Below are 14,046 nucleotides of genomic sequence, written 5' to 3'. Positions count from 1 at the left end.
TCGGTCATTCAATCATTGAATCATGAAAAAAATACTAACATATCTGACTGCATTCACCGTTTTGGCGGGGGCTGTTTCTTGTGATGAAGGTTTTGAGGAGATTAATAAAAATCCTGTTCTTGCTACCAGCATTGATCCGGTTTACCTGTTTTCCAATGCGCAATTCACTTCTGCCATCGCTACGCAGAATTACCAGATGCAGATCGTGCAGCAAATCAATACACCTTATACCGGCGTGCTGGAAGGGGGTAATCACAATGCGGTTTCCGATCCCAATTCCAATGCGAATTTCAATTCATTGTATTTACAAAATGGACCGGTCAACCTGCTGACGACTGTAATCGCCCAGACTAAAGACAATCCATTGCGATCCAATCTATATAATATGTCCCGGATCTGGAAAGCCTATGTATTTATGGTTTTGGTGGATACTTACGGCGATGTGCCTTATTTCGAAGCGGGAAAAGGATTTTTAGAGCAGATCAATCTTCCTAAATACGACGACCAGAAGGTTATTTACGATGATATTCTGAAAGAATTGTCGGAAGGGACAAAAGGGCTGGACGCAGCGAAGGCGATTGAAAGCGGTGACCTGTTTTTCAAAGGCAATATCGCACAGTGGAAAAAGCTGGGTAACTCGCTCCTGCTGCGTGCCGCGATGCGCTTCACGAAAATTGATGCGGCTAAGGCAAAGCAATATGTAGCTGTGGCTGTTGACCCTGCAAACGGAGGCTTGCAAAGTTCAAATGCAGACAATGCATTCATCGCATTCAACAGCACATTCAATCATCCGCTGGCCAACTATTTCCAGGGTACCGAACGTGGAAATGTCTATCTGGGAGCTGCATTTGTAAGTTTTCTAAAATCAACAAATGATCCGCGCCTGCGTGTTATCGCTGTGAAATACGAAACCCCCGGCAACCCAATCGCAACCGCCGGAGCAGAGGATACCACTCCTGCAAATCAGGAAGGAATGCCTTACGGGTACAATGAATCTACGATCGCGAATGCGCCGGGCTTCCCAGGGAAGATCGGTTCTGCATTCAAATATTCGCAAATCAATCGCAAAACGCTGGGCAAGATCGATGCGCCTGAATTTTTCATTACCTGGGCGCAAACCTCTCTGCTACTCGCCGAAGCGGTGCAAAGAGGCTGGGCTACCGGTGATGTCAAAGCACTCTACGAGACTGGAATTAAGGCACATATGTCACAAATGGCCACTTATGATGTCTCAGCGACGGTTCCCTCAGCTGCCCAGGACGCTTACATCGCAGCTAATGCTTACATCCCGGCCAAGGCATTAGAGCAAATCAATAATCAATACTGGATCGCATCTTTCCTGAACGGTTCTGAAGCCTGGGCAAATTTTCGGAGGAGCGGCTTTCCTGTTTTGCCTGTCAATAATTATCCCGGCAAGGATCCCTCTGTCAAAGATTTCATCAAAAGGCTGGTTTACCCCGTTCGGGAAAGATCTGTAAATGAGGCCAATTACCTCGAAGCAATAGCCCGCATGGGCCCCGATGAGCTGGGTACGCCTGTATTTTGGGATAAATAAATCAATATACCTTAACTGACCTCTTATGCTTAAAAAAACAATGCTGGCGGGAATGCTGGCCTGCTGGGCACTGACCTGCCAGGCGCAGTCAATCTCCCCCACTCCTGATCAGATCAAAGCGTATACCTCCGCGTGGAAAGGCGAGCGGTTGCCCGACGGCCGCCCGAAAGTGCCCGACGCGGTCCTCGCCCGTTTGAAGAATATCTCTATGGAGGAAGCCTGGGGCGTGTTGCGTAACAAAGGATATCACAACCAGTTCGAAGGCGACTGGCAATTGATCCACACCGACAGCACCATGACCGGACGCGTGGTAACCGCGCAATATGTGCCTTCCAGACCTGACTTGCAGGAGCTGGTGAAAGAAACGGGTAAGAAAGAAGGACGGGTACAAACCGGCGGCACCAACTCCTGGCCCATCGATGTCCTGAAAGAAGGTGACGTATATGTCGCCGACGGTTATGGTAAAGTCGCTGACGGTACGCTGATCGGCGACAACCTGGGCAATTCTATTTACGCCAAATCGAAGCGCGGGGTCGTCTTCTACGGATCAGTTCGCGATGTCGAGGGATTAAGTGAGATCAAAGGTTTCAATGCTTGGATGAAAGGTCAGGATCCCTCCTACATTCAGCAGATGATGCTCGTCAATATCAATACGCCCATCCGGATCGGCCGGGCAATCGTACTTCCCGGCGACGTGGTTCTGGCCAAAAAGTACGGTACCATTTTTATCCCGGCACATTTAGCCGAAGAGCTGGTACTCACGTCAGAAGTAACCGCTCTCCGGGATGAATTCGGGCATCTGCGACTCAAAGAGGGCAAATACACCCCGGGAGAAATCGACACCAAATGGTCGGAAGCGATCCAGAAGGATTTCCTGAACTGGGTCAACAACTACCCCGGCAAGCTTCCGATGACGAAGAAGGAGCTGGATGATTATTTGAAAGAGCGGAATTATTGAGGGGGTGGCTTTTAGCTGTTAGCTATTAGCTGTTAGCTGTTAGCTGTTAGCTATTAGCTGTTAGCTGTTAGCTGTTGGATTTTAGCTTTTTGTTGCTAGCAGTTAATTTAAAGACAGAGATGATTATAAACCATAAAGTGAATCCTAAAAACCACAACCCAAAAGCTAACTGCCAAAAGCTAACAGCCAAAAGCCAATAGCCAAAAGCCAATAGCCAACTGGCCAAACAAATAACTATATTTTAAAACCTATCATAATCGCAATGAAAGACATTTTAAAAAATATCATTTCCGAAAATAAGAGAGTCGAAAGCGCAGAAAAGGCTCGGGCGGCGGTTGAATTGCAGCATCCGCATACCAGCGACAACCGACGGAGCTTCCTGAAAAAAACGGCCCTGGGCGGGATCGCGCTGGGCGGTTTCATGTCTATGTCGACCGAGGATACTATTGCACAGGCTACTTCGAAAGTGAGCCGCGCTTCGAAACCGTCTGAGCTGAAAATAACCGACCTGCGCTATTGCATTGTGCAGAATGTCGGCCGTACGCCGATCATCCGTATCGACACCAATCAGGGAATTTATGGGCTGGGAGAAGTGCGCGACGGCGCCGACGAACGCTATGCCTTGTTTCTCAAAGCGCATTTGCTCGGTCAAAATCCGTGCAATGTCGAGCAGCTCTTTAAATCGATTAAACAATTCGGATACCATGGCCGTCAGGCCGGCGGAGTTTGCGGCGTTGAAATGGCGCTCTGGGACCTTTGCGGAAAAGCCTACGGTGTTCCCTGCTGGCAGTTATTAGGCGGTCGATACCGGGATAAAGTCCGGCTGTATGCAGATACGCCAGAGTCGAATGACCTGAATGAGTTTAAGGAAAAGATCAAATTCCGCACACAGGACCAGGGCTACACGTGGCTCAAAATGGACGTTTCTATTGGTATGCTGCGCAACAAGGAGAATAGTGTAGTTAACAACAAATTCTGGGGAGGCGGCTTTTCCCAGTGGGCAGGCGACTATCATTCTTATGCCAATACAAAACATCCCTTTACTGCAATCCAGATCACACCCAAAGGTTTGGACGAAATGTCAAAGGTTGTTGAAGATGTGCGCAGTGTAGTCGGTTATGAGATACCCCTTTCTACCGACCACTATGGACATTTTGACCTAAACAACGGCATCCGCCTGGGCAAAGCATTGGATAAATACCGCCTGGCGTGGCTGGAAGACATGGTACCCTGGGAGTACACCGACCAGTGGAAAACCATTTCGGATGCGCTGGAAACGCCCACTTTGACTGGTGAGGATATCTATCTCAAAGAAGGCTTCAAGGCTTTGATTGACAAACGGGCGGTTGATATCGTTCATCCCGATTTGGCATCCTCAGGCGGGCTGCTCGAAACGAAACGCATAGGTGATTATGCCGAAGACAACGGAATTGCGATGGCAATGCATTTTGCCGGAACGCCTGTGAGCTTTATGGCAAATGTACATTGCGCAGCTGCAACCCAAAATTTTCTGGCTTTGGAGCACCATTCCGTGGACGTGCCCTGGTGGGAAAGTCTGGTAAAAACGACTGACGGCCGCAAGCTGATCGACAAAGGTTACGCCCCGGTACCGCTCGAAGCGCCGGGACTTGGCATTGAACTGGTTGAGGAAGAAGTGAAAAAACACCTTCACCCGAAGGACAAAAGCTTCTTCGCCCCCACCCCCGACTGGAACGAAAAACGCTCGCACGACAGGCTGTGGAGTTGATACAACCAACGCCGGACCGATCAGGTCCGGCGTTGGTTTTTCTTTCAATTCCGGCAGGTATCCGCATTATCAGATCGCATTAACCTGTTTTTTAAAGGAAGAATATGTGTTTACTTTACGTAAGCGATATCAGCTTTCCGACTTATGATCTCTTATTTAAAGAAAAGTTTTTCCAGTTCCTTCAATCCGCAGACACTTCTCTTCTTCTTTCATAATGTATTTATCAACGTTGGCACGACGCTCGTTTACGTTTCTGCCAACGTCCTGTTGCTCGAAAACCATCCTGAGTATTCTCTTCCGATCGCGTATATAGCTGCTGCGGTCGCCGTTATGGCCGCCGGGAAGATTTACGAATACTTCGAACACCATCTCCTGCTCAAACGGCTGAGCCTCGGCACTATGCTTTCCTCGCTTTTCATGGTCGCAGTGGTCATGGTATTACTTGGGCTTGGACATGGAATCGCGACGGCGGTAGCCGTGATGGTCGGTTACCGGATCATTTACCTGCTGATCAATTTAGAATTCTGGGGGCTCTCGGCGCTTGTTTTCGATGTACGTCAAAGTAAGAGGCTTTTCAGCGTGATCGGCTCGGGGGATATGCCGGCCAAAGCGCTTGGCGCGGTGCTGGCAGTGCTGATCCACTCGCCTTCTGTATTGATGATCCTGCTGATAATCTCGCTCGTTTTTTTCGCATTAGCCTTTTACACACAACTACTTACCTTCAAATATACTGAAATCCCAAACCCGCATCATGCGCGGCCAAGGCAGGTTTCGGAATCGGACTCCCGGATTATTCAGAAATACTTTGGGGGAAATAAATTGCTTACTTCGCTCTGCCTCGGTATGGTTGCGATTGCGGCGGCGGCTACCTGGATCGAGTACCACTTTTTTGTCAATGTAAAATACAAATTTCACAGCCAGCACGATGTGATCGTCTTTGTAGGAACATTACTGGCTGCTACTTATGGTATATCTACTGTCGTCAAATTGTTGTTTTCGGGTAAAACAGTGGAGCGTTTCGGTGTCCGGCTCACACTATATCTCCTGCCGCTGACCACGATTTTTATTTCACTCGGGCTACTCATTTCTTCTTATTTCAGAAAAGACGAGCCCTCCCTGCTTTTCTATTATTGCGCCGCGTACCTGCTTTTTGAGCTCGTGAGAAGAACGATATTCGACCCCGTTTTTCTGGTACTTTTTCAGCCACTTTCCACCAAAACACGCTTGAAGGGACATACTTTGGCGAAGGGTTTGTTTGAACCACTGGGCATGCTGATTGCTGGCTTGCTGCTCTGGTTCGTTTATTCGCAGCATATAAGCAATATCAGTCTGACTTTCGACCTGTCGCTTCTCTTCGCGATTGTTGCCCTGCTCATATTCAGAAAAGCATACGGACATTATATTCAGGAGCTGAAATCGGCGATCGGGAAACGCTTCATCCGAAGTGGCGAAATGCCTTCACCGGCGGAGGCATTGCCCATTATCACCGAAAATCTCCATAGCGAGCGCAAGGAAGAAGTATTGAATGCGATTGACTGGCTCGCCAAAAATAAGGTTTCGCTGTTCCGCAAAAATGTGGACCAGCTACTTCAACACCCAGCCGTACAGGTTCGGCTAAAAACCCTGCAAACCCTGGCAATGCTTCCGGCACCTGAGCTTTCCGGGTCTTTCATTCACTACATTGAAAAAGAGCCCGACACGGCATGCCAGACGCTGGCGGTGCGCATTGCGTGCTCCACCTCCCGGCTTTCCGACGAGCAGCTCGCCGGATTTCTCGCACACCCGGATCTGGATATTGTCAAAGGCTGTATTGTCGGGTGCTGGGAGGCTGGAAAAGCATTGCCCCTCGTGCACGGAACACTGCGTAAAATGTTTCTTTCGGGATCGGAGGAGCAGCAAATGGCGGCACTCGAATGTGTGCGGACGATCGGCATCCATTCCCACGAGGAGCATATTAAGAACTGCACAAAAGACGGTAGCCTGCGCGCCCGCAATCTGGCTTTGGAAGTCGCAGCGGGTTCGGGCTCTGCACAACTTTTACGGGAATTGAAGCCAATGCTGAGCGGCCTGTTGTCCCGGCCTACCGTTACTGCACTTATCAAATCGGGTGATGCGGGAATAAGAATTGTTGAAGAATGGCTTCAAAATGATGAGTCCGGCGAACGTATCACCATGCTGATTAAAGTGGCTGAACGTACCAAACATGAATTTATACTTCAAATACTTTTTGAACTAATTAAAAATACTTACCAAAACAGACTTTTAGTAAGTAAAGATTCAAATGATAAGGTATTTAAGGTAGATACATTTATAAAGCTTGATGCACTCAAGGCTTTGTCCAACTATCTTTTAGTAGCTGATTACAAGGGAATTGTATCAGATTTTGTTGAGCAGGAGCTGATACACGCATCGCTGCTTTTATCAGGAATTGACGATAATACCGCTTTTTCAGACTGGAATAATTCACTCGAATATGAATTGGAACTCACCGGCCGGCGTCTTTTTTACCTGTTTATGATGCAATACGATAAAGATGCAGTGCAAAACGCATGGAAAGGAATGCGTCATGCGAGCAAAGAAAAAAGGGCGAACTCACTTGAAATGATCGAAAGCCTCCTGCCCCGCACATTGTACCCTGCATTGCAAGCCTTATTTGAAAATATCCCGATCCAGAAAAAGCGTGAAGCCCTGCGGCAATATGTAGGTAACCAGGAAGCAGTCGTACCATTAATTTCAAATATCCTGGCACATCACGACCGTAATTTTACGAGCTGGACAGTTGCCCTGGCGATCCGGCAGTTCGATCCGTTGCTACATGATCACCTCCAACTGCAAAGTCTCGCCAACCACCCGTCACGCCTGATCCGCGAGGCTGTTTATGAAAAATATAGTCAGCTATCCCTCGATCCTCAGTTCAACTTCAGCATTAACATTCCTATGAAACATACAGCAGAAAGTCAGACGATATCGGAAATGGAGCGCGTGATCGTGCTGAAAAATACGCAGCTCTTTGCACAAACGCCCGAAAACGTACTCAGCTCTATCGCCCCGATCATGAAGGAAATCACTTACAGCGAAGGGCAGGAGATTTTTGCAAAAGGCGACCTCGGGGATTCCATGTATATAATTTACACTGGTGCCGTAGGGATTTACGACGGCAAAAAGCAGCTCGCCTTGTTTGATAAAGGTGAAATATTCGGTGAGCTGGCGCTGCTTGATACCGAACCGAGATCTGCAACTACGATAGCAGAAACGGACGTGCTCGTATTCCGGATCGATCAGGAAGATTTCTTTGAGCTGATGGAAGAGCGGGACGAGATTTTAAGGAATGTCCTTCGCATTCTGTGCCAGCGTATTCGCGTACAGAACGAAAAAATGCGTTTGCAGGGTTAATGTCAGTTATCGGATAAAATACGCCTGATGGAAGCCAGATGTGCTGCTTTCAGGTCGTCCCTGCGTTCGCGCTGAGATTTGTTCCAGTAAAAATGCGATTCAAAGAAACTCACCTGTATACGGTTCCATTCTGCCTTTTCGGTAATCATTTCGCGCGCCTTTAATTCCTCGAATAGCGTGGCGGATACTGCATGGAAATCGCTGCGGCCGAGGTAGTCCAGATCTGCGTCGCAGATAATCCTCTCCAAGTGATTACGCGGATTCTGAGGCACCTTTGTAGCCAGGATCATCCCGCATATCGTTTCGATCTGAGTATTGGAATAGTCGAAATCCCGCAGTACTTCCCGGGCTATCCTGCATCCTTCTTCTTCGTGCCCCTTGTATACGTTCATGAAGCCGCTGTCATGATATAGCGCGGCGGTTTCCAGCATCTGCAGACTTTCCCGATCCGTTATCTTTTCCAGATCCGCGATTTCCATTGCGGCCTGCACAACATCCCGCGTATGGTGCAGCCCGTGGTAGTATAGGTCGGGTTCCAACCGGATGCGTAACTCTTCGAGTATAAATTCCCTCGCTTTTTCAAGATCCATATTATTCCAGAACTTCGTAGATCATCACCGGGTTCTCCTTGTTTTTCAGACTGACTTCTCCTATCGGATTACATTGAAAAGCCTCTTTGATAAGCTGATAAGCAGTTTCCGCTACCACAACCTGCCCTGGCCTGGCAATGGATTGCAGGCGTTGCGCCACGTTCACGACATCCCCGATCACGGTATAGTCGAGCCGTTTCAGCGCGGCAGAGCCAATGTTACCCGAAACCATTTCACCAGAATTGATCCCGATGGAAACTTTCGGGAGGTAACCCGACTGGTCAGACAGTTCCTCCTTAAAGCCGTCGATGTGATTGCGAACAGCCAGCGACGATTCGATGGCGCGGTCGAGGTGGTACTCTCCCCTGAAAACAGCCATCACAGCATCTCCCATGAATTTATCGACAAGCCCGCCCTGCGCAATGATCTCTTTGACCATCACATCAAAATATTTATTGATCAGCTTGACGACGCGGTCGGGCGATTCCTTTTCGGAAATTGAAGTAAAGCCGCACATATCCATAAATACGACAGTACCAACGATATTTTCACTGGTCATCAGCGATTTTTCAAAGGTATCCTGCGTCATAAACTGCAAAACGGAAGAATCGACATACATGCGCAAAATATCGTTTTCGCGCACTGCTTTCAGGGTTTCTTTCAGCTGGGAGACGTAGTGCAGCGTTTTCTCCATTGTCACTTCAAGATCCTTGAAATCAATAGGTTTCGTCAAAAAATCGAATGCACCGCGGTTCATCGCGGTACGGATATTATCCATATCGCCGTAAGCCGACACAATGACCGATTTCAGGATCGGGCTCAATTCTCCGAGGCGCACGAGCAGGGTCAGCCCGTCCATTTCAGGCATATTGATATCGCTGAGCACCATATCGATATCCGGATGTTCTCCCAGCACTTCCAATGCTTTCAACCCATTTTCGGCAAACAGAAATTCGTATTCCTGTTCCCGGATCTGCCGCCTGAATTTTTGCTTGATCAACAATTGAAGATCTGCCTCATCGTCCACTACCAGTATCTTGGCTTTCATAAAATGCTGAGCAATTTTTCTTTCAATTCAACAAAATTGACCGGTTTGGTCAGAAAATCATCTGCCCCCAGCTGCATGGCCTGGTCGTGATTGGCACTGTCGCCGTAAGCTGTGATCATCATCACCTGTGGCGGAGCGGCAGGATGTTCGGACCGGATTTTTTTAAGAAGCTCAATACCGCTCATACCGGGCATATTAATATCTGACAGGATCATGACGACTTCCGATGAATGATCTTCGAGATACGAGAGTGCCTCTTCGCCTGAAAAAGAAAACGAAAATTCGAACTGCCCGCTGCGGATCTCTTTCCTGAATTTTTGTTCAAACAGGGATTTAACATCTTCTTCGTCGTCGACAACAAGGATTTTCATGGTTTTTATCATTATAACTAAAAGCGTCGTTGCTAGGCTTGCGGCTCAATAACCGGGATGGTGATACGGAATTCGGTTCTTTCGCCGGGAACTGTATCTACATCCAATACACCACCATGGCCATTGGTGACGATATCGTAGCTCATGGAAAGGCCCAGGCCCGTGCCCTGGCCGGTTGGCTTGGTTGTAAAAAAAGGCTGGAAAATCTTAGCCTTTACGTGGTCCGGCATTCCGGTACCATTATCCGAAACCCGGACGTATAGCTTGTTATCAAATTTCTTGGTAGTAATTTTCACCTCTGGCCGGTAATCGCCCAATGTGCCCGCCTCAGAAAGCTGCCGTTTTTTTTCTGCAACAGCGTAGAAAGCATTGGTAAACAAATTCAGGAAAACCCTTCCCAGGTCCTGCGGCAATACGTTAACCTTTCCGATCGTGGGGTCGAAATCAGTAACAAGCGCTGCGTTGAACTCCTTGTCTTTCGCACGAAGGCCATGATATGCGAGGCGCATGTATTCGTCGGCGAGGGCATTGATGTCAACCGGCTCCTTTTCGCCTGACGAGGCGCGCGAATGTTGCAGCATTCCTTTTACGATTGAATCCGCCCGCTTACCGTGGTGTGTAATTTTCTGCTGATTCTGGCTCAAATCTCCGATGATCTCTTTGATATAATCCTTTTCAGCTTCGGGAAGCGTCGATTTTTCGATTTCCTCTTCCAGTTCCTGGCAAAGCTCAACAGATACTTCAGAGAAATTATTGACAAAGTTCAGCGGGTTCTGGATTTCGTGCGCAATGCCTGCGGTCAGTTCTCCCAGTGAAGCCATTTTCTCACTCTGTATCAGCTGGTTCTGTGTAGATTTCAGCTCTTCTATCGTCTTCTGAAGTTCCTCCTTTTGCAAAGTCAGCTCATAAGTGCGCTCACTTACCAGGTATTCGAGCGACTCTTTCTGGGCACGGATCACCTGCTCTTCGCGCAGCCTGTCCTCCCGCTCCCTTTCCAGTACTTTCATTTGTTTTCTGGCATAAAACCAGATGACAAAGCAAAGCACAAAGGCAAACATGACCGCAATGTCGAATACACTGTCATATTTTTCGTGGAATTTGGGAAAGCCAGCTTTGGTAATATCCCGCAGGATACAGATCCCTATAAATGGCAGTATTGTTTGGGCGGTTGTCCGCAGCGTTCTGAAAATGTCGTTGCCAAAGATCACTACCATCAATGCCACCAGAAATGCATTCCAGAGCCAGTTGTACCAGTCGGGAGAATCAAGAAGATAATATGCTGAAAGCAATCCAATGCTGACATACCTGCCGACCACGAGCCGCTTATCCCATTCCGGATAATTAACAGCCGTTTGAAGGGAAGTTCGGATGTATTGGATCAGGAAAAAGGAGACCAGAAAATAATACATGCAAGGCAGGGTTGCTGTTATTCTTTGCTAAACAAAATGATTGTAAGGCAAAGTAAATATTTTCCGTTAAATAACCATTTAGCAGCATTAAGCCCTAAACATACTGACGGTCGCCCAGCGCGTTGATATCCTTTACTTCCAGGATCTTTTTATCGAAGCCGTTTTGGGTGGCGTTGATCATCGCCTGTCCTACCTGTGCGAGACTGGAAATGGAATTGGGGAAAAAGCGGCGGATAAACGGAAATAGCCAGCTGATGTATTTATAAAGCGGTAATGTATTTTTCAATTCAGGCGAAGTCGTCATAATGCCAGGCCGGAATGCAAATACCTGGCGGAAAGGCAGCTTCATCAGATCGTTTTCAGTTTTCCCTTTGACGCGTGCCCACATGGAGCGGCCCTTTTCGGAACTGTCCGTACCTGCCCCGGAAACATAACAAAAGGTCATATCCGGATTTTGACTGCTCAGTACCTCCGCCACATGCATAGTGAGTATGTAGGTCATTTTGGTATATTCCGGCTCCTTCATGCCCACAGATGAAACTCCCAGACAAAAATAACATGCATTATAACCGTTCAATTGGTCCGCTATCGGGCTCAGGTCCTGGAAATCCCTGTGAATGATTTCAGTTAGTTTCGGGTGCGTAATCCCCGCCGGCTTCCTGTTGATCATCAAAACCGACTCTACGTCAGGGCTTTGCAAACATTGGTGCAGTACTCCCTCTCCCACCATGCCTGTCGCACCGGTTACGATTGCGTTGATTTTCCGGTCTGTTGATGTAGTCATTGATTAGGGGTCGAGTAAAATGTAAAATATTTAAAATTGCGATCTCTCGCCAGGGTTATCCTAAGTCACTGAGGGGACCATTGCGAAACAACCGTTAAAGCATAATCTCCTTCTACTGATTTAGATTAAGCCTTTGCGTATATCTCGTTTTTTATCAGTTTCATATTGTTAAGCTGAGGGATCGCCAATACTTTGCCCCTTGGCACAACCCCGCGGGAGATCCAGTTCTGTACTCGGCTTACTTTCAGGTGATGAATTCTGGAATATTCTGAGATTGTGATCCATTCGTGAAGATCATATTCGGCTCCCTCAACCACAATCTTCACATCTTGCAATTGCTGTAATTCATTCAAGGCTTCCTTTATTTCTGCAATCTTTTGCCTCGCTCGATCTTTGATCTCCTGCCAGAACGGTTGTAATTCATCCTTTTCGACATCACTCAATGCATGGTACCAATTAGCAAACTCCGTTCTGATTGCGGGAATATCCTCTTTCCCGGCACTTTTCAGCGCAGCAACATATCGGTCCACCTTATTTTTGAAATCTTCTCTCATAATTTTCAATCAAGATTACCCAATGCCCGTAAAACTTCTCTCAATCTGATTGCTTCTTTCAGCAACTCTTCAAATTCTTCATCTGACATATTTTCCACCGGAATCATTAAATCCATTTCCAATTCAGCGAGCCTGGAAGTGACCTTTTCAATCAATTGCTATTTCCCAGACTTTTGCGCCATACTATAGTGTGTATTTATTCTGAAAAATAGCGAATGTAAGTTTATATACACTCAATGATGAATACAAGCTTCACATTTTACGACTTCACCTTTCTATTCCGATCAACCCACACCGCCAGTGCCAGTACAATCACTTGCAGCACTACAAACGATGCAAAAAGTGTTGGGATGGAATCCGACGGCGGCGGGCCGAACATATTGAACGTATTGGTTAACATAAAGAAGATCACCAGGATCCAAAGCGACCACGTGCCTTTTTTGCTGACCGGCTCTGTGTTTTTAGCATAAAGATAAACGCCTGACAAAAAGATCACAGCCTCGATAAAAAGCGTTAAGGGCATTGAATTCCAGGCTCCTAAACCTACTTTTTCGGAGCCAAATGGAGTTAATGGCAGGTCTGGCACGTGCACTATAAAATCCAGGAACCAGTGACTAAGCACAGCGAGTCCCACGATTACCGCGCTTTTGAGGTCTTTTTTAAATAACCAATAAAAAAGACCGACTACTGCGCCCCACACCACTCCCATTAGCAAACTGTGGGTAAACGGATAATGAATAAATTCAAAGGGTGTGACTTCCGTTATTCCCGGCGCAATCCTGACTTTTTCAATACCCAGCAGCAGCATAACCGGCCAGATGATATCGACAAATTCGACGGCTACGAATAAAGTTAAAAGCGAGATTTGTGGAGCCGCTTTTTTTACTCCGAAGGCTAGTCCATAGTGACCTAGAAACATGATAGTAGCTGTTTTGGTTAATACTTTGCAAAAATATCAACCCTGTTTCCGGCGCCACTTGACCTATATCAAGAAATCAATTCAGCTGTTTCCGGCGGATCCGGCTGATCGTTTCGGGCGTCATGCCGAGCATGGAAGCAATGTATTGGAGCGGTACCTGGTTGAAAAGCTCGCGGTTGTTTTCGAACAGGATATTGTAACGCTGCTCGGCCGTCATCGACAGGAATGAAAATACCCTGTCTTCCAGCGTGGTAAAGCAATGCGCGATGAAAAGCTTTTCGGTAACAGGCCACTTCGGAATGTAGTCCCCCAGCCTTTCGTAATCTGACTTTTCGATCGTGTAAAGCGCAGTATCTGTCAGTGCCTGGATATTCCAGCGCGCAGGTGTGTCAAAAATCAGGCTGGAAAGATCGGTAATGAAATAGCCTTTTGTAGAAATCCACTGGGTTACTTCCCTGTCTTCCAGATCCACGAAAATCCGGAACATACCCGATTTTATAAAACTAAGCTTGTTGCAGGCTTTGCCTGTCCGGAGATAAAACTCACCTTTGCGGACGATTTCAGGCTTAAAAAACGCAGCCACTTTCGCCAGGTCCGACTGATCAAAATCAAAAAAAGAATGCAGGTATTGTTCCAGTTCGCTCATTTTGCCAAAGTTAAGATGCTTGCGTATTCAAAAGAACAGCCTGCGCATTTCCGTACAGAAATGTCCGAATGT

At 47.3% G+C, this 14,046-nt stretch carries 12 protein-coding genes; 4 read left to right on the top strand and 8 right to left on the bottom strand.

The genetic code is table 11. The features are described 5' to 3' along the window. Window positions 1-22 precede the first annotated feature (22 nt). From FXO21_RS24920 to FXO21_RS24905, 4 genes are all read left to right on the top strand, one after another. Window positions 23-1,555 (top strand): SusD/RagB family nutrient-binding outer membrane lipoprotein, encoded by a 1,533-nt coding sequence (locus FXO21_RS24920; protein ID WP_149642631.1) that lies wholly within the window; start codon window positions 23-25, stop codon window positions 1,553-1,555. Window positions 1,556-1,580: 25 nt separating this feature from the next. Beyond that, complete coding sequence (locus tag FXO21_RS24915; RefSeq protein ID WP_149642630.1) at window positions 1,581-2,513, top strand: RraA family protein; 933 nt, start codon at window positions 1,581-1,583, stop codon at window positions 2,511-2,513. Window positions 2,514-2,775: 262 nt separating this feature from the next. Continuing rightward, window positions 2,776-4,260 carry a mandelate racemase/muconate lactonizing enzyme family protein gene (locus FXO21_RS24910; protein WP_149642629.1) on the top strand — a complete coding sequence of 495 codons (1,485 nt, stop codon included), beginning with the start codon at window positions 2,776-2,778 and terminating at the stop codon, window positions 4,258-4,260. Window positions 4,261-4,404: 144 nt separating this feature from the next. Continuing rightward, entirely contained in the window at window positions 4,405-7,653 is a 3,249-nt protein-coding gene (locus FXO21_RS24905; protein WP_149642628.1) for a cyclic nucleotide-binding domain-containing protein, read from the top strand. A 2-nt stretch (window positions 7,654-7,655) separates the two neighbouring features. On the opposite strand, the gene FXO21_RS24900 is transcribed toward FXO21_RS24905, so the two are convergent. The 8 genes from FXO21_RS24900 to FXO21_RS24865 form a co-directional block, all read right to left on the bottom strand. Next, window positions 7,656-8,243, bottom strand: a complete 588-nt coding sequence (locus FXO21_RS24900) for an HD domain-containing protein (RefSeq protein WP_149642627.1) — start codon at window positions 8,241-8,243, stop codon at window positions 7,656-7,658. 1 nt (window position 8,244) lies between these two features. Then, on the bottom strand, window positions 8,245-9,291 hold the full coding sequence (locus tag FXO21_RS24895) for an adenylate/guanylate cyclase domain-containing protein (RefSeq protein ID WP_149642626.1): 1,047 nt from the start codon (window positions 9,289-9,291) through the stop codon (window positions 8,245-8,247). After that, window positions 9,288-9,662, bottom strand: a complete 375-nt coding sequence (locus tag FXO21_RS24890) for a response regulator (RefSeq protein WP_149642625.1) — start codon at window positions 9,660-9,662, stop codon at window positions 9,288-9,290. The genes FXO21_RS24895 and FXO21_RS24890 overlap by 4 nt, the downstream gene beginning before the upstream one ends. Before the next feature lie 32 nt (window positions 9,663-9,694). Beyond that, window positions 9,695-11,071, bottom strand: coding sequence for a sensor histidine kinase (locus FXO21_RS24885; protein ID WP_149642624.1), 1,377 nt, complete (start codon window positions 11,069-11,071; stop codon window positions 9,695-9,697). 94 nt (window positions 11,072-11,165) lie between these two features. Then, on the bottom strand, window positions 11,166-11,855 hold the full coding sequence (locus FXO21_RS24880; protein ID WP_149642623.1) for an NAD-dependent epimerase/dehydratase family protein: 690 nt from the start codon (window positions 11,853-11,855) through the stop codon (window positions 11,166-11,168). 125 nt (window positions 11,856-11,980) lie between these two features. After that, window positions 11,981-12,409, bottom strand: a complete 429-nt coding sequence (locus tag FXO21_RS24875; RefSeq protein WP_149642622.1) for a hypothetical protein — start codon at window positions 12,407-12,409, stop codon at window positions 11,981-11,983. A gap of 259 nt (window positions 12,410-12,668) precedes the next feature. Beyond that, window positions 12,669-13,328 (bottom strand): metal-dependent hydrolase, encoded by a 660-nt coding sequence (locus FXO21_RS24870; RefSeq protein ID WP_149642621.1) that lies wholly within the window; start codon window positions 13,326-13,328, stop codon window positions 12,669-12,671. Window positions 13,329-13,404: 76 nt separating this feature from the next. Next, window positions 13,405-13,974: a Crp/Fnr family transcriptional regulator gene (locus FXO21_RS24865; protein ID WP_149642620.1), complete on the bottom strand. Its 570-nt coding sequence runs from the start codon at window positions 13,972-13,974 to the stop codon at window positions 13,405-13,407. Window positions 13,975-14,046 lie beyond the last annotated feature (72 nt).

This window comes from Dyadobacter sp. UC 10, from assembly GCF_008369915.1.
In the GTDB taxonomy this organism is placed as follows: Bacteria; Bacteroidota; Bacteroidia; order Cytophagales; family Spirosomataceae; genus Dyadobacter.
This window is presented reverse-complemented; position numbering and strand designations above follow the sequence as displayed.